Source organism: Xanthomonas sp. WHRI 6106, from assembly GCF_040202405.1.
GTDB lineage: Bacteria > Pseudomonadota > Gammaproteobacteria > Xanthomonadales > Xanthomonadaceae > Xanthomonas > Xanthomonas cannabis.
Genome location: NZ_JBEGFC010000007.1, coordinates 109,408 through 123,739, shown reverse-complemented (window position 1 = coordinate 123,739; position 14,332 = coordinate 109,408). Strand labels below are relative to the sequence as shown.

Below are 14,332 nucleotides of genomic sequence, written 5' to 3'. Positions count from 1 at the left end.
GCTTACTCCCAGTGGGACGCAGAGCGTCCACGCTTGATCTGACTGCGCTCACGCTTGGCATCCAGCCGCCGCAGCTTGGCACCGTGACTCGGTTTGGTGGCGACCCGGCGCTTGGGCACCGACAGGCACGCGCTGATGATCTCGACCAGCCGCTCGCGCGCATCGTCGCGGTTGCGGTCCTGGGTGCGGAAGCGCTGCGCATCGATCACCAGCACGCCCTCGGCGGTCATGCGGCGGTCGCGCCGCGACAGCAGCCGCGCCCGCAACGGCTCGGGCAGCGAGGGCGACCCGGCCACGTCGAACCGCAGCTCCACCGCAGTGGACACCTTGTTGACGTTCTGCCCGCCTGCGCCGCTGGCACGCACGAAGCGTTCGACGAGTTCGCTGGGCGGAATCGTCAGGCTGGGGGTGATCTGGATCGGGTCGCTGGCCATTGCGCCGATTGTATCGGCAGCAGCGTGGACGCGCGCGCGAACGCCGGCTCCCGTATGCTGCCGCCGGTTCCCCGCTTGCAGGATGCTCCGATGACACCTTCTTTTTCGCTTGCTGCCGCACGCGGCCTTGCCCGCCGGCTGCTGCTGCTCGGCCTGCTGGCCGTGGCGGCCCCTTCCGCGCTGGCGCAGGCGCCCAGCGATGCCGACGTCAACCGTCTGCTGGCCGCCTCGCGCGCGCAGACCATGCTGGACACCATGCTGCCGCAGATCGAAGCGATGCAGCAGCAGCAGTTCGCCCAGCTCACCGCGCAGCGCCAGCTCAGCGGCGACCAGCAGGCGCAGCTGCAACGCATCCAGGAGCGCACCCGCCAGACCGTGCGCAAGGCCCTGTCGTGGTCGGAGCTGCGCCCGATGTATGTGGATATCTACAAGCGCTCGTTCTCGCGCGAGGACGTGCTGGCGATGGCCGAGTTCTACGAGAGCTCGGCCGGCCAGAGCCTGCTCGACAAGACCCCGGCCCTGACCCAGAACCTGATGGGCGCCATCCAGCAGAAGATGCTGCCGCTGTTTGCCGATCTGCAGAAGGATCTGGAGAAGATCGTCAACGAGCCGGCACCGGCGAAGAGGCCCTGAGGGGCGGGGATTCGGGAGTGGGGATTGGGGATTCGTAAGAGCGCAGCTCTCGCCCCTCTCCGTGCGGGGCCAGAAGGCAGCGCTTGCGCGCCATTGGCGCGCGTGCCTTGGAGCGCCCGTGCTGCTTGCGCGGGCCGGGGCGCGCAGCGGGGGTTGGGGTGAGGGTACGGCTCCCCGGACGCCTTGCCGATCGCCACTGCGGCATCGACAGACCGCTGGGCACCCCCGCATCACTGTGCGAGTGGCATCGCCTGCAATTGCGCCACGTCCCAGCCGAACAACGCACACGCCTTGGTGAATTCCGCATCCAGCGGCGCGGTGATGCTGATGCGCCTGCCGTCGGCCGGATGCGGAAATTCAAGCCGTTCGGCGTGCAGCAACATGCGGTGGATGCCGAGCATGCGAAAGCTGCGGTTGTGCCGACCATCGCCATGGCTGGTGTCGCCGATCATGTGATGCGACAGGTGCTTCATGTGCCGGCGGATCTGCCGGAACCGGCCGGTCTGCGGCTGGCAGCGCAACAACGCATAGCGTGAGGTGGTGAAACCGGTGGACGGGATCTCCAGCTCGCCGGTGGCCAGACGCTGGAAATGCGTCACCGCCGGCTTCTTGACCGGTTTGCCGGGGCCGCCATCCAGATCGTGATCGACGCTGAAGCGCTCCTCGGCCGGCCAGCCGCGGCAGACGGTCAGATAATTTTTATCCACCTCGCCCGCCATCAGGGCCTTGCCCAGCGCACTGGCGCTGTCGCGGTCGAATGCCAGCAGCAGGCAGCCGCTGGTGGCGCGATCGAGCCGGTGCACCAGAAAAATCGGCTTGCCCAACTGCTCGCGCAGGCGGTCGGCCAGGAAGTCGTCCTCCCCGCGCGCCAGCTTGCTGTCGTGGACCATCAGGCCCGCGGGTTTGTCGACGACGGCCAGGACAGGGTCCTGGTAGAGAATCTGCAGATGCTTGGGGGATGTGCTCACCGGCGGATTATCCGCGCCGTGGCCGCGGCATGCCATCGCAGTGCCACGCCGCGCCGCCATTGACCGCATCCGGCACCGGTAGAGCCTGTGGCGCGCGCCAGTCGCGCACCTCCAGGCGTGAGGCCTAGCAGGCCGGCGGTGTGTGCTCAGGCCGCGCCGCACACCGCCAGCAATTCGCCGTTGCCCACTGGCACCACGCTGCAGGTGATCGCCGGATCGGCAGCCAGCAGCGCGGTGAACGGCGCCAGTTCGTCGGCGTGCGACAGCGCATTGTCGACCACCAGCAGGCCACCATGGCGCAGCACGCGGCGCAGTGCCGGCCACCAGCGCACATACGCGTCGCGCGCCGAATCCAGGAAGACCAGATCGACGCTGGCGCTGGCTGCCTGCGTCAGCCACGCGCCGCCGTCGCCGTGCACCACATCCACCGACGCCGCCAAGCCACTGCGTGCGAGTGTGGCCTGCGCCAGGGCCACCTTGTCGGCGGCAAGCTCCACGGTGGTGACATGCCCACCGATCGCCGCAGCCGCCTCGGCCAGCCACACCGTCGAATAGCCGTTGGAGGTGCCGATTTCGAGAACGCGGCGCGCGCCGGTGGCACGCACCAGCACGGTCAGCAAGGCACCGGTGTCCGGGGTGATGTTGAGCATGCGCCGGTCGCGCGCGGACTCGCGCGCGTCGTTGGCGCTGCCAAAGCGCGCCAACTCGTCCTTCAATGCCTGCAGATCGCTCGCCACGCCCTTACTCCTTGCCCGCTGCCGGTGTGGCGGCAAGACCGCCGCACACCTGGCACACCGCCGCCGCACCGCCGACATCCGACGGATGAGCGCCCTGGCACAGCCCCTTGCCTAACGGCGCAGCCACGCCACCAGCAGGGCGGCCGAGCCGGCGCCGCCGCTGATCCAGCTCCACACCGGCACCGTGCCCAGGTACCAGCCATCCGGGTGCAGGCCGTACAGCACCGCGGCGACCACCAGCAGCCCGCTACCGGTGATGGCGGTGACCACGCGGGTCTGCAGCTTGCGCAGGCTCGCATCCAGCGCGCGCAGCTCGGCCGAGCGGATCTCCAGTTGATGCCGCCCTTCCACCTGCTGCTTCAACCAGCTATGTACCAGGCGCGGCATGTCCGGTGCGTGCGTCATGATTTCCGGCAGGCGCTTGCTCAACTCACCCAGCACCCGGCGCGGGCTGTAGCGCTCGCGCAGGATGCGCTCCAGCACCGGCCGTGCCACGGCCCAGATATCCAGCTTGGGGTCGAGCTGGCGGCCGACGCCTTCGATGTTGAGCAAGGTCTTCTGCAGCAGGATCAGCTGCGGCTGCAGCGTCAGTTCGTAGCGCTGGGCGACGCGGAACAGCTTGATCAGCACCTGCGCCAGCGAAATCTCCGACAGCGGCCGGGTGAAGTAGGGCTCGCACACCGAGCGCGCGGCCGCTTCCAGTTCGTCGATGCGCACGTTGTCGGGCATCCAGCCCGCCTCGACGTGCAACTCGGCCATGCGGCGGTAATCCTTGTGGAAGATCGCCATGAAGTTCTCGGCCAGGTAGTACTGATCTTCCTGCGAGAGCTGGCCCATGATGCCGAAATCCAGCGCGATGAAGCGTGGGTTGAGGCGGCGCTCCGGGTCCGAATCGACCCAGATGTTGCCGGCGTGCGCATCGGCATGGAAGAAGTTGTCGCGGAACACCTGCGTGTAGAACACCCGCACGCCCTTGGCCGCAAGCGCCTTGCGGTCGATGCCGGCGGCATCGAGCTTGACGATGTCATCGGAGGGAATGCCGTACACGCGCTCAAGCGTGAGCGCGCGTTCGGCGGTATGCGACCAGATCACTTCCGGCACGTAAAGATCGTCCGAGCCTTCCCAGAACCGGCGCAGCACGCTGGCATTGGCGCCTTCGCGCTGCAGGTCGAGTTCGGCCGACAGGGTGCCTTCGATCTCGGCCACCACTTCGCGCGGGCGGATCTTGTCGGCGCGCGGATGGGTGCGTTCGACCAGCGTAGCCAGCGAATGCAGCAGCGCGATGTCGGCATCGATCTGGCGCTCGATGTCCGGGCGCAGCACCTTGACCACCACTTCGCGGCGCACACCATTGGCATCGGGCGGCAACGTGGCCGCATGCACCTGCGCGATCGAGGCCGAGGCCAGCGGCACGGTGTCGAAGGAGGCGAACGCCACGCTGACCGGCAGGCCGAGCGCGCCTTCCACGATCAGGCGTGCGGCCTCGCCGTCGAACGGCTTGACCCGGTCCTGCAGCAGGGTGAGTTCTTCGGCCACATCGGCCGGAATCAGGTCGCGCCGGGTCGACAGGATCTGCCCGAACTTGACGAAGATCGGGCCCAGCTCCTGCAACGCCAGCCGCAGCCGCGCACCGCGCGATTGCGCGGCGATCTCGGCACTGGCACGCGGCACGAACGGCTTGGCCAGGCGCAGCCAGCGCTCGGCGGGGCTGCCCTGCAGCAGGTCGTCCAGGCGGTAGCGCAGGATCACCCGGCCGATGCGGCTTGCCCGCAACAGCGCCTTCATGCGGCACCTCCGGCCGCGCGCAGCCGTGCCACGCGTGCGGCCAGCCGTTCGACGCCGTCGCGCAGCTCGTCCACGTCGTCGTAGAAGGCATCGAGCTCGGCACGCGGCACCACGTCGCGCGATTCCTCGGTGACGAATTCGGCCGCGCTATGGGCCAGGTCCGATGCGCTGCGGCGCGCCTGCTGCAGCGCTGCACGCACTGCGCCGGCGATCTGCACGCCCAGGATCTGCCCGAACACCGCCACGAAGGGCAGTTGCCAGTCCGGATCGAAGCGCCCGGCCAGCTGCTGCAGCTGGCGCGCCAGCTCGGCGTCGCCGGAGACCTTGAGCCGGCCGGCCGGCGGGCCGCTGCGCCGTGCATTGGCCAGCAGCGGCAATTGCCCGAGCAAGCCGGCCAGGCTGCTGCGCACCGCCAGATCCGGCTCCTGCGCCTGGTCGACCGGGCCGACCAGCAACCGGCGCTCGTGCACACGGATCTGCAGGGCCAGCGCCGGCGCATCCAGGGTCAGCGCAATGCGCTGGCCTTCCAGCGGCAACAGGGCGTCGCGGGTATCCGGGTCCAGCGCCAGCGCGCGATTGAGCGCGGCCTGCAGGGCCTGGCCGGCGAGCGGCTTGAGGGAATTGATGAGTGATCCGGGCATGCCCGCATTCTACCGTCCCTGCATGTCGCAGCTGGCTGACGATGTTGGGGTGCTGCGCACCGGAGGCCGCCGCGGTGGCCATGGCACGCGCCTGCTTGGCGGTGGAGCGATCGATGCAGCGGTCGCTGCCTGGAGGGCCTGGCCTGCCGGCACTGTGCGGTAGCGCGTGGGCAGGCTGCGCTGTGCGGGCGGCCCATTGCGACCATCGCGCCCTGCGGCGAGCAGTGCAGCGTCCGTGCGGATTAGCTGGCCGCACCGATCTGCGACTTCCTTCGGCCGGCCGGTCACGGGCATGCTGGCGCCCTTCTCGAACAGTTGGCAGGAGCAGGCAATGCGCAAGATCCGGGTCGGTCTCATCTTCGGCGGCAAATCGGCCGAGCACGAGGTCTCGCTGCAGTCGGCGCGCAACGTCCTGGAGGCGCTGGACCCGCATCGCTTCGAGCCGGTGCTGATCGGTATCGACAAGCAGGGCCAGTGGCATCTGAGTGCGAAGGATGGCTTTCTGCGCGATGCAGACGATCCGAGCCGGATCGCCTTGCACCGCAGCGGTCACGCAGTGGCGGTGCTGCCCGGCGCCGAGCAGGCGCAGCTGCGCCCGGTGGAGTCGGAGCAGGCGCTGGCGCAGATCGATGTGGTGTTTCCGATCGTGCACGGCACCCTGGGCGAAGACGGCTCGCTGCAGGGATTGTTGCGCATGGCCAACCTGCCCTTCGTCGGCTCCGGCGTGCTGGGCTCGGCGCTGGCAATGGACAAGGACATGGCCAAGCGCGTGCTGCGCGATGCCGGCCTGGAGGTGGCGCCGTTCGTGTGCTTCAACCGCCACACAGCCGCGCACGCCGATGTGGATGCGCTGATTGCGCAGTTCGGGCTGCCGTTGTTCGTCAAACCGGCCAACCAGGGTTCTTCGGTCGGCGTCAGCCGGGTGCGCAGCGCAGCGGACTTCGCCGACGCGCTTGCCCTGGCGTTGGCATACGACCACAAGGTGCTGGTGGAAGCGGCCATTGCCGGACGCGAAATCGAATGCGCCGTGCTCGGCAATGCCACCCCGCAAGCCAGTGTCTGCGGCGAGGTGGTGGTGCACGACGCGTTCTATTCGTACCAGACCAAATACATCAGCGCCCATGGCGCCGACATCGTGATCCCCGCCGCGATTGACGCACGGACGCAACAGCGCATCCAGCAGATCGCCGTGCAGGCCTATCAGGCACTGGACTGTTCCGGCATGGCACGGGTGGATGTCTTTCTGGACGCGGAAGGGCGCATCGTGATCAACGAGATCAACACGCTGCCCGGATTCACCCGCATCAGCATGTATCCCAAACTCTGGCAGGCAAGTGGGCTGGACTACACAAGCCTGATCACGCAATTGATCGACCTGGCGTTGCAGCGACATGCCGACGACCAGTTGCTGCGCAGCGCGCTACACACGCGCCAATGACCGCCGCTCCCCTGCGCGCGCTACAACCGTGCGACGCACCGGCATTGCTTGCGCTCAACAATGCACATGCCACCGAGTTGTCGTTGCTCGATACCGACGGGCTGACTGCGCTGTTGCGCAGAGCCTGGCATGCGCGCGTCGTTGCGCCAGCCGATGGCTTGTTGATTGCGCTGGATCAGGATGCTGCCTATGCCAACGCCAACTTCGCGTGGCTGGCCGAGCGCTTTGCGCGCTTCGTCTATGTCGACCGCATCGTGATCGCCGCACATGCCCGGCGGCGCGGCCTTGCCATGCAGCTGTATGGCGACCTCATCCGCAAGGCGCGCGCCGCAGCGCACCTGCGATTGGTGTGCGAGGTGAATATCGAGCCGCCCAATCCGGCCTCGCTGGCACTGCATGAGCAGCTGGGGTTCGTGTCGATCGGCGAGGCGGTACTGGCCAGCGGCAAACAGGTGCGCTACCTGGAAAAGCGGCTGTAATGCAGCGCACTGCATCGCGCAACCCAAAACGCACATGGCCCGCCTCCTTGCGGAAGCGGGCCATGTGAGCGCCGGTCGGCAGCGCCGCTGCCGTGACGTATCGCGTTTAGGCGTTATACCTTGCCGCGACGGAACATCGAGATCACTGCCAGGATCAGGAACACCACGAACAGGATCCAGGCGATGTTGGTCGCTGCACCGGCGATACCACTGAAGCCCAGGACGGCAGCGATGATGGCGATGACGAAGAAGATGATGGCGTAATGCAGCATGGCAATAGTTCCAAAAGTTGTCGTGCCGAATCGGCGCAGACGTATCTTGTGGATGTGCCGGTCTTTATCGGGTGATGGCGATGTCGTTGGAAGATGAGGATCGCAGCCGATTGAGCCCTTCTTCGATGCTGATGCGCGGCACATAGCCGAAATCGCGGCGCGCCGGTTCCATGCTGTACCAGTGCGGCGTGCACAGCTGCTCCACCAGAAAGCGCGTCAACGGCACCTCGCCTGGCAGACGCAACAGTGGCCATAGCGTTTCACACACCGCGCCAATCCGGTACGCGGTCTTGAACGACAGCGAGCGCGTCACTACCGGTGCACCGACCGCCGCCAGCAGGCGATTGAGCAACTCGCGCATCGGCAAGGGTTCGCCGTTTGAGATGAAGTAGGCCTTGCCTGCGCAGGCAGCGTCCGGCGCGAGGTGATCGAACGCATCGAAATGCGCCTGCGCAGCGTTGTCGATGTACGTGCTGTCCACCAGGTTGCTGCCATCGCCCACCATGCGCAGGCGGCCGGCGCGTGCGCGCGCTGCCAGGCGCGGCAGCAAGTGATTGTCGCCCGGCCCCCAGATCAGCCGCGGACGCAAGGCGACGGTTGCCAGTTGCGCATCGTTGGCCGCCAGCACCGCACGCTCGGCAATCGCCTTGGTCGCCGCATATGCGGCACGCAGGTCTTCGCCATACGGCACTTCGTCGGCGCCGAGACCTTCCACCGGATTGGTGGCGCGATGGGTCACGCTGGGTGTGGAGGTGTAGATCAGACGCGGCACGCCGTTGGCGCGACACGCATCGAGCACGTTCTGCGTGCCCACCACGTTGGCCTGGTGATAGCTGTCGTAGCTCCCCCACGCGCCGGCCTTGGCGGCGTTATGGAACACCGCATCGATGCCGGCGAAGGCATGCCGCACCGCCTGCGGGTCGGCCAGGTCGCCGCGGATCTGGCCCACGCCCAGCGTCTGCAGCACGGGGTAATCGCCGCGCTGGAAGCTCACCACGTCGTGCCCACGCGCACGCAACCCGCGGCACAAGGCCTGACCGAGAAAACCGCCACCACCGGTCACCAGAATCCGCACGCACCACCTCCATTGCAAGAACGTAAAGAAGAACAACTACCCGCGCGCGTGGCGACACACGCCGACGCAGCGGTGTCACGCAGCAGCCGATGACGCACGCTGCTGCGCCGCCCAGACTGCCAACGTTTCGCGGCCGATCTTGGCGTTGTGGCGGATGTCCACCGGAAAGCCGGAATGGCGCAGGAAACGCGCGATGCCCGCAGTATGCGGGTGCGCCGCGCCTAGCGCGCGCAAGTCGGTTTGCACCTGCGCAAATGCCGACGCCGGTACGCCCGGCTGTAATTCGACGCACAGCACCGGCTGTTGTTGCCCGGGTGTGCCCACACCGACCAACGCGGTCCGCCGCACCTGCGGATGCACGTTGAAGACCGGCTCCACCTGTTCGGTGTACAGCGGGCCGGTGGCCGTTTCCACGCGGTGGGTCTTGCGCCCGCAGAACCACAAGCGGCCGTCGGCATCGAAATAGCCGACATCGCCCATGCGGTGAACGATGCGCTCGCTGCCATCACTGCGGCGCTCGCGGATCTTGGCGATGCGTGTGGCCGCATCGCGATTGAAATAGGTGTCGGTGGTGGTGGGGCCGGCGACAGTGATTTCACCGACCTCGCCCGTGGCCAGCACGCGCGCACCACTCCACTCGGCAATGGCCGCATCGTCGATGGCGATGATGCGCACCTCGTTGGGTGCGACCACCTGGCCCACGCAGGTGCCGGCGCCGGCCTCGGTGGCCGCGCGTGTGGCATCCAGCGTACGTCCTTCGATCGCGGCCACCGGCAGGCATTCGGTGGCGCCGTACGGGGTCCAGAACTGCGCATCGGCTGGTAGCAGCGCACGGATCCTGGCCACCACATCCGGCGGCACCGGCGCACCGGCCGAGGTGGCCAGGCGTACGTTGGGCAGCGGCTGCCCATAGTCCGCCAACACCCGCATCAGCGCAGGCGAACCGAACAACTGGGTAACACCGAAGCGCGCGATGGCATCGTGCAGCTTGCGCGGGTCGGCGGTGGCCGGGCGCGTCGGGTCCATGTCCGGGATCACCGAGGTCAGCCCCAGGGCCGGGTCGAACAGGGCGAACGGCGGAAACGTCGGCAGATCCACACCGCCGGGCTGCATGCCGAACGCGTTGCGCAGCAATTCGATCTGCCCGACAAAATGCCGGTGCCGGTACACCACGCCCTTGGGCACGCCGGTCGAGCCGCTGGTGAACAGGATCGCGGCCACGTCGTCCGGCGCAGTGTCGGCCAGCTGACTTCCGGCGCCGGCGCCATCGCGCTCCACGCGCGCCAATGTCACCCCACCCCAACCGTAACGGCCGCCGACGCTGACGATCCGTTTCGCCGAGCGCGCCCACCGCAACAGACGACGCGCCAGCTGCGCAAGCGGAATGCCGATGAATGCCTGCGGCTGCGCCTCGTCCAGGCATTGCCTGAGCGCACGCTTGTCGATGCCCGGATCCACCAGCACCGGCACCGCACCGGCCTTGAACAAGGCAAACATCAGCAGGAAGAATTCCGGCGACGGCCGCACCATCACCACCGCACGCACCCCACGGCCGATGCCGTGCAAGGCCAGGCCAGCGGCAATCGCATCGCTGCGCGTGTCCAGCTCGGCATAGCTCAAGGTCACATCATAGGCAGCAAATCCGTTGGCGGCACGGCGACCCGGGCAACGGATGGCGATCTGGTCGGGGCGCTCGCGCGCCAGCTGCGGCAGGGTAGCGGCGATATTGCAAAGAGTCGTCATTGCCGCATTATCACCCATGCGCCGATGGTGCCGGCCGCTTGATTGCGTGCATGTCACTGTCCTGGGGCGTGCCCGCAGCGCGGCTGCGCCTGGTGAGGTGACTGCGCGTCGCCTGGGCGCAGCGATGCCACGCAATGTTCGCGCGAGCCGCTCCGCATTGCGCACACACGCGCCAGTTCGAGCTACGCAGATGAATCGCTAACCGGCGCGGGGCCGCGCCCCTTGTATCGCGGCGTGGTTCGGTCAGAATGCCGCGCTCTCCACGTGATTTCGCCGCGCCAGGCCCGGCTTCCATGGCACACCCCTGCCTTACCTGCGGCGCCTGCTGCGCCTTTTTCCGCGTCAGTTTCCACTGGAGCGAAGCCGATCCCGCGTTGGGCGGCAGGGTGCCGATTGAGCTGACCGACGCATTGCGCACGCACGAGCGGGTGATGCGCGGCACATCGCAATCGCAACCACGCTGCATCGCCCTGGACGCCGACATCGGCCGGTACAGCCGTTGCAGTATCCACGACCGGCGCCCGTCGTCCTGCGCCGCCGTCCCGGCCTCGCTGGAATTCGGGCAGCGCAGTGCGCAGTGCGATAAATCGCGCCTGGCGCATGGCCTGCATGCGTTGACCGAGGCCGACTGGGCTGGCGTGGACGATGCGCAACGCAACCCGTTGCCGACGCTGTAACGCGCAGCGCAACACGCACGCAGTGCCTCCCTGAAGACGGCCGACGCATCGCCTGCACCACCGGTCGGCTGCATCGCCTCGCATTTGCCTGGTACCGCTCGCAGCTGTCGAGCACGGGCGATCCAATGCCGGCGGCAAGGCGTTACAACGGATTACGCTCCAGAAACGCGCGGATCGCCGGGACCAGCACCTCGTGCTTGTCTTCCAGCACGTAGTGGTTGGCATCCTCGAATGCAGTCACCTCGGCGTTCGGCAACGCCTTGCGAAAGCCGGCAAGGAAGTGCTTGTCGAAGCAGATGTCGCGCAAGCCCCAGGCGATGAAGACCGGGCGATCGGCGAACGAGGGCAACGCCTGCGCCGAGCGCTCCAGCAACGACCAGCCCTTGTCGGCCGGCGACAGCGGAATGTCCTGCATGAAGCGGATGGTGGAGATGCGGTTGCGCCAGTTGTTGTACGGCGCGACATAGGCACGCCGCACGGCGGCCGGCATGCGGCGCGACACCCCAAACCAGGATGCGCCGGACGAAAACGCATTGAAGGTGCGGATGAACCATTCGCCCGGCCGCCAATGGCGACCCATCGCAATCTGCCAGGGCATCGGCTTTTCCGGCGGCAACGGGAATGCTGCGGTGTTGGTGATCACCAGCCGTTTGACCTGCGCGTGGTGCGACAGCGCCCAGCCGAAGCCGATCATGCCGCCCCAATCGTGCACCGCCAACGTGACCGGACCGGTGATGCCCAGATGCCGCAACAGCGTGTCCAGATCGTCCACGCGCGATTGCAGCGTGTACGCGTAACGCGGCTGCGCGTCGGGCGCATCATCGGGCTTGTCGGACAGCCCCATGCCGATGTGGTCGGGCACGATGCAGCGGTAGCGATCGGACAAGCCACTCACCAGGTTGCGCCAGAGATAACTCCACGACGGGTTGCCGTGCAGCATGATCACAACCTCGCCATCGCGCGGACCTTCGTCCAGGTACGACATCGCAATGCCGGGACGCACCTCAAGGCGCTTGGGGGTGAAGGAATAGCCTGGGTAGTTCATGCCGAAGGGATCCGGTGTGTTTCGAGAAGCGCGAAAGGGGCAGGCGTACGCCTGGGCGATGCAGAACGGACTCAAGCAGTGATGACATGCCGGGCCATATCAGGCGGCGGCACCGATGCCTGCAATTGCAGAAGTCATAGATGTCATGACATTGCCCGCGGACCTGTCCGATAAGGTGGCAGTTGATGACCGTCAGCGGAGAGCAATTGCAGGAATGCCGGATGCAGGAACAGCTTTTCCTTGCCCAAGCGCTGTTCCTTGAGCACACCAATCGCCACCAGCTCCTTTAGATGACGCGCGGCGGTCTGGCGCGTGACCCCCACCATGTCCACGACATTTTGAATGCGGCAATACGGCTGATTGAAGATCACATCGACAAGCTCGCGGCTATACGCCTTGGGTGCGAGGCTGCGGACATGATCGCGCGCCTGCGCCTCAAGGCCGCGGATCGCCTGGATTTTTGCGGTTGTCCACGCAGCAGTCTCTGCAACGGCAGCAAGCATGTAATGAATCCATTCGGCCCAGTGCCCATGCCGGGTCACGTCCAGCAGCAGGCGGTAATAATCGCTGCGATGGCGAATGATGTAGCGCGACAGGTACAGCACCGGCACATCGAGCAATCCCTGTTCGATCAACATCAGCAGATTCAGCACCCGCCCGGTGCGACCGTTGCCATCGGTAAACGGGTGGATCGCTTCGAACTGGTAATGCGCAACCGCCATCCGAATCAACGGATCGACATCGGTGTGTTCGTGGATGAAATGCTCCCAGTTCGCGAGTTTGTCGCGCAGCAGCGTTTCGCCCACCGGCGGGGTATAGATGATCTGCTGAATCTGGTCGTTGGCCAACGCGGTACCCGGCACCCGACGGATCTGCATCTGCGCCGCTTTGATGCGGCTGCACACCACGACGGCAGTATCGGTACACAGCGGCCGCTGCTGGAGCGATTGAAATCCCTCGTACAACGCACTGCGGTAACGCAGCGCTTCTTTGGTCGCGGGATTCTGGGCACGCTCCTGATCGTCTGCGTAACGAAATAAATCGTCAGTGGTCGTGACGATGTTTTCGATCTCCGAGCTGGCCTGCGCCTCCAGGATCGGAATCGTATTGATCAGCACAGCCGGGTTGGGCAATAGCGCGGTGGCCTGTTTCAACTCGGCCAGGGCGGTGCGGGCAACGATGCACGCCTTGAGCAGACTCCGTGTTTCGATATCTCCCGCCGGCGGCAGCGGCGCAAGCGCGTTGTGAGGCTTGGTCGGGTCGAAGGCGGGCGTGTCGTCCATGTCACGTGCTCATGTCGCGAGAACGAACATGATGCAGGGACGCGTTCTAAAAATCCATTTTTTTTAACGCGTCCCCGCCAGGGTGCTCACCAGACCACTTCCGCCATCGAGCAGTTCAACCCTGAGCCAATGCCCATCAGCGCGATGCGGTCGCCCTTCTTGAGGCGGCCGAGCTCCTTGAGCTTGCTCAGCACGATCGGCACCGAGGCCGGACCGATGTTGCCGTGCTCGCCGAAGATGGTCATGACCTTGGCCGGATCGATACCAAACGACTTCACGAATGAAGCGGTGTGCGGGCGGCTGACCTGGTGGATGACGAACTGGTCCACTTCGTCCACCGCCCAACCCAGCACCTGCTTGGCAGCCAGGAAAGTCTTCTGCGCCAGCTTGATGCCTTCGATCAGCAGCAGGCGGGTATCGGTGACCATCCGGTCCAGGTTGCCCCGGCACAGCTTGTTCCATTCTGTGGCCGAGCGGGTCACGCCGCCCTTGTAGCGCGGGGCGTCCGGTACCAGCTCGCTGCGCGCCATCACCATGGCAGCGGCACCGCAGCCCAGGGTCAGGGCAGCCAGTTCGTTGCGGAACTCCTCTTCGGTGACATCCGGCGAGGTCATCCGCTCCAGGGTCTTTTCATAGACCAGGTTGGCGGTTTCGCCATCGACGACCAGCGCGTAGTCGATCTCGCCGCGCTCGAGCATGCGCGCGGCGATGTCCATGCCGTTGATGAAGGCAAGACAGGCATTGGCCACGTCGAAGGTGACGCAGTGGTCGCCCACGCCCAGGTTGCCGGACACGATGGAGGCGGTGGACGGCTCCAGGTAGTCGCGGCTCACCGAGGTGTTGACCAGCAGGCCGATCTTCTCGATGCCGATCCCGGCATCGACCAGCGCCTTGCGCGCGGCCTGGGTGGCGGCATCGGAGGCCTGCACATCCTGGTCCCACAAGCGCCGTGCGTGGATACCGGCAACGTCGCCCAACACATCGGTCTTGATCCCGAGGCGGTCGTAGGTCGGTTGCAGGCGCTCGTTGATTTCCTTGGAAGTCAGCGTATGCGGCGCATCAATATGCGCCAGTCCCGCGATGGAGACATTCTGGAAGAGCATCGAAGTAGCGCCATGGCGT

General features: G+C 66.4%; 15 protein-coding genes. 4 read left to right on the top strand and 11 right to left on the bottom strand.

Annotated features, from left to right (window positions below):
• Nucleotides 1-2: 2 nt before the first annotated feature.
• Complete coding sequence (gene arfB / locus ABQZ09_RS12215; RefSeq protein ID WP_017156432.1) at nucleotides 3-434, bottom strand: alternative ribosome rescue aminoacyl-tRNA hydrolase ArfB; 432 nt, start codon at nucleotides 432-434, stop codon at nucleotides 3-5.
• 54 nt (nucleotides 435-488) lie between these two features.
• Between arfB and ABQZ09_RS12210 the strand changes: the two genes are divergently transcribed.
• Entirely contained in the window at nucleotides 489-1,067 is a 579-nt protein-coding gene (locus ABQZ09_RS12210) for a DUF2059 domain-containing protein (protein WP_349776998.1), read from the top strand.
• A 230-nt stretch (nucleotides 1,068-1,297) separates the two neighbouring features.
• Here the strand turns inward: ABQZ09_RS12210 and ABQZ09_RS12205 are convergent, their stop codons facing one another.
• From ABQZ09_RS12205 to ABQZ09_RS12190, 4 genes are all read right to left on the bottom strand, one after another.
• Nucleotides 1,298-2,071, bottom strand: a complete 774-nt coding sequence (locus tag ABQZ09_RS12205) for a pseudouridine synthase (RefSeq protein ID WP_349776997.1) — start codon at nucleotides 2,069-2,071, stop codon at nucleotides 1,298-1,300.
• A gap of 110 nt (nucleotides 2,072-2,181) precedes the next feature.
• Nucleotides 2,182-2,772 (bottom strand): O-methyltransferase, encoded by a 591-nt coding sequence (locus ABQZ09_RS12200; RefSeq protein WP_349776996.1) that lies wholly within the window; start codon nucleotides 2,770-2,772, stop codon nucleotides 2,182-2,184.
• 111 nt (nucleotides 2,773-2,883) lie between these two features.
• A complete protein-coding gene (ubiB, locus tag ABQZ09_RS12195; RefSeq protein ID WP_349776995.1) occupies nucleotides 2,884-4,557 on the bottom strand; it encodes a ubiquinone biosynthesis regulatory protein kinase UbiB in 1,674 nt (557 codons plus the stop codon).
• On the bottom strand, nucleotides 4,554-5,198 hold the full coding sequence (locus tag ABQZ09_RS12190) for a ubiquinone biosynthesis accessory factor UbiJ (RefSeq protein ID WP_039406813.1): 645 nt from the start codon (nucleotides 5,196-5,198) through the stop codon (nucleotides 4,554-4,556). The genes ubiB and ABQZ09_RS12190 overlap by 4 nt, the downstream gene beginning before the upstream one ends.
• A gap of 331 nt (nucleotides 5,199-5,529) precedes the next feature.
• Between ABQZ09_RS12190 and ddlA the strand changes: the two genes are divergently transcribed.
• Together ddlA and ABQZ09_RS12180 are read left to right on the top strand one after the other, a co-directional pair.
• Nucleotides 5,530-6,636: a D-alanine--D-alanine ligase gene (gene ddlA / locus ABQZ09_RS12185; protein ID WP_349776994.1), complete on the top strand. Its 1,107-nt coding sequence runs from the start codon at nucleotides 5,530-5,532 to the stop codon at nucleotides 6,634-6,636.
• Entirely contained in the window at nucleotides 6,633-7,115 is a 483-nt protein-coding gene (locus tag ABQZ09_RS12180) for a GNAT family N-acetyltransferase (RefSeq protein WP_349776993.1), read from the top strand. The genes ddlA and ABQZ09_RS12180 overlap by 4 nt, the downstream gene beginning before the upstream one ends.
• Nucleotides 7,116-7,228: 113 nt before the next feature.
• Here the strand turns inward: ABQZ09_RS12180 and ABQZ09_RS12175 are convergent, their stop codons facing one another.
• From ABQZ09_RS12175 to oleC, 3 genes are all read right to left on the bottom strand, one after another.
• Nucleotides 7,229-7,387 (bottom strand): DUF1328 domain-containing protein, encoded by a 159-nt coding sequence (locus ABQZ09_RS12175; protein ID WP_003468167.1) that lies wholly within the window; start codon nucleotides 7,385-7,387, stop codon nucleotides 7,229-7,231.
• Between the two features lie 64 nt (nucleotides 7,388-7,451).
• The gene (gene oleD / locus ABQZ09_RS12170; protein ID WP_349776992.1) at nucleotides 7,452-8,462 is read right to left on the bottom strand and encodes a 2-alkyl-3-oxoalkanoate reductase; all 1,011 of its coding nucleotides are present in this window, start codon (nucleotides 8,460-8,462) and stop codon (nucleotides 7,452-7,454) included.
• Nucleotides 8,463-8,537: 75 nt separating this feature from the next.
• Nucleotides 8,538-10,205, bottom strand: coding sequence for an olefin beta-lactone synthetase (gene oleC / locus ABQZ09_RS12165; protein WP_184553588.1), 1,668 nt, complete (start codon nucleotides 10,203-10,205; stop codon nucleotides 8,538-8,540).
• Nucleotides 10,206-10,498: 293 nt separating this feature from the next.
• On the opposite strand from oleC, the gene ABQZ09_RS12160 reads away from it, so the two are divergent.
• Nucleotides 10,499-10,882, top strand: coding sequence for a YkgJ family cysteine cluster protein (locus ABQZ09_RS12160; protein ID WP_039406853.1), 384 nt, complete (start codon nucleotides 10,499-10,501; stop codon nucleotides 10,880-10,882).
• Nucleotides 10,883-11,024: 142 nt separating this feature from the next.
• Here ABQZ09_RS12160 and ABQZ09_RS12155 read toward each other — a convergent pair whose 3' ends face one another.
• The 3 genes from ABQZ09_RS12155 to ABQZ09_RS12145 form a co-directional block, all read right to left on the bottom strand.
• Nucleotides 11,025-11,927, bottom strand: coding sequence for an alpha/beta fold hydrolase (locus ABQZ09_RS12155; RefSeq protein ID WP_228313284.1), 903 nt, complete (start codon nucleotides 11,925-11,927; stop codon nucleotides 11,025-11,027).
• Between the two features lie 143 nt (nucleotides 11,928-12,070).
• Nucleotides 12,071-13,210 carry a protein adenylyltransferase Fic gene (fic, locus tag ABQZ09_RS12150; RefSeq protein ID WP_349776991.1) on the bottom strand — a complete coding sequence of 380 codons (1,140 nt, stop codon included), beginning with the start codon at nucleotides 13,208-13,210 and terminating at the stop codon, nucleotides 12,071-12,073.
• An 86-nt stretch (nucleotides 13,211-13,296) separates the two neighbouring features.
• The gene (locus ABQZ09_RS12145) at nucleotides 13,297-14,313 is read right to left on the bottom strand and encodes a 3-oxoacyl-ACP synthase III (protein ID WP_039406862.1); all 1,017 of its coding nucleotides are present in this window, start codon (nucleotides 14,311-14,313) and stop codon (nucleotides 13,297-13,299) included.
• Between the last annotated feature and the right edge of the window lie 19 nt (nucleotides 14,314-14,332).

Bases quoted from the DNA above. Each gene is read 5' to 3' on its own strand.
- arfB (WP_017156432.1), bottom strand. From the start codon at position 434: ATGGCCAGCGACCCGATCCAGATCACCCCCAGCCTGACGATTCCGCCC.
- ABQZ09_RS12210 (WP_349776998.1), top strand. From the start codon at position 489: ATGCTGCCGCCGGTTCCCCGCTTGCAGGATGCTCCGATGACACCTTCT.
- ubiB (WP_349776995.1), bottom strand. From the start codon at position 4,557: ATGAAGGCGCTGTTGCGGGCAAGCCGCATCGGCCGGGTGATCCTGCGC.
- ABQZ09_RS12155 (WP_228313284.1), bottom strand. From the start codon at position 11,927: ATGAACTACCCAGGCTATTCCTTCACCCCCAAGCGCCTTGAGGTGCGT.
- ABQZ09_RS12160 (WP_039406853.1), top strand. From the start codon at position 10,499: ATGGCACACCCCTGCCTTACCTGCGGCGCCTGCTGCGCCTTTTTCCGC.
- ABQZ09_RS12145 (WP_039406862.1), bottom strand. From the start codon at position 14,313: ATGCTCTTCCAGAATGTCTCCATCGCGGGACTGGCGCATATTGATGCG.
- ABQZ09_RS12190 (WP_039406813.1), bottom strand. From the start codon at position 5,198: ATGCCCGGATCACTCATCAATTCCCTCAAGCCGCTCGCCGGCCAGGCC.
- fic (WP_349776991.1), bottom strand. From the start codon at position 13,210: ATGGACGACACGCCCGCCTTCGACCCGACCAAGCCTCACAACGCGCTT.
- ABQZ09_RS12175 (WP_003468167.1), bottom strand. From the start codon at position 7,387: ATGCTGCATTACGCCATCATCTTCTTCGTCATCGCCATCATCGCTGCC.
- oleC (WP_184553588.1), bottom strand. From the start codon at position 10,205: ATGACGACTCTTTGCAATATCGCCGCTACCCTGCCGCAGCTGGCGCGC.
- ddlA (WP_349776994.1), top strand. From the start codon at position 5,530: ATGCGCAAGATCCGGGTCGGTCTCATCTTCGGCGGCAAATCGGCCGAG.
- ABQZ09_RS12205 (WP_349776997.1), bottom strand. From the start codon at position 2,071: ATGGCATGCCGCGGCCACGGCGCGGATAATCCGCCGGTGAGCACATCC.
- ABQZ09_RS12180 (WP_349776993.1), top strand. From the start codon at position 6,633: ATGACCGCCGCTCCCCTGCGCGCGCTACAACCGTGCGACGCACCGGCA.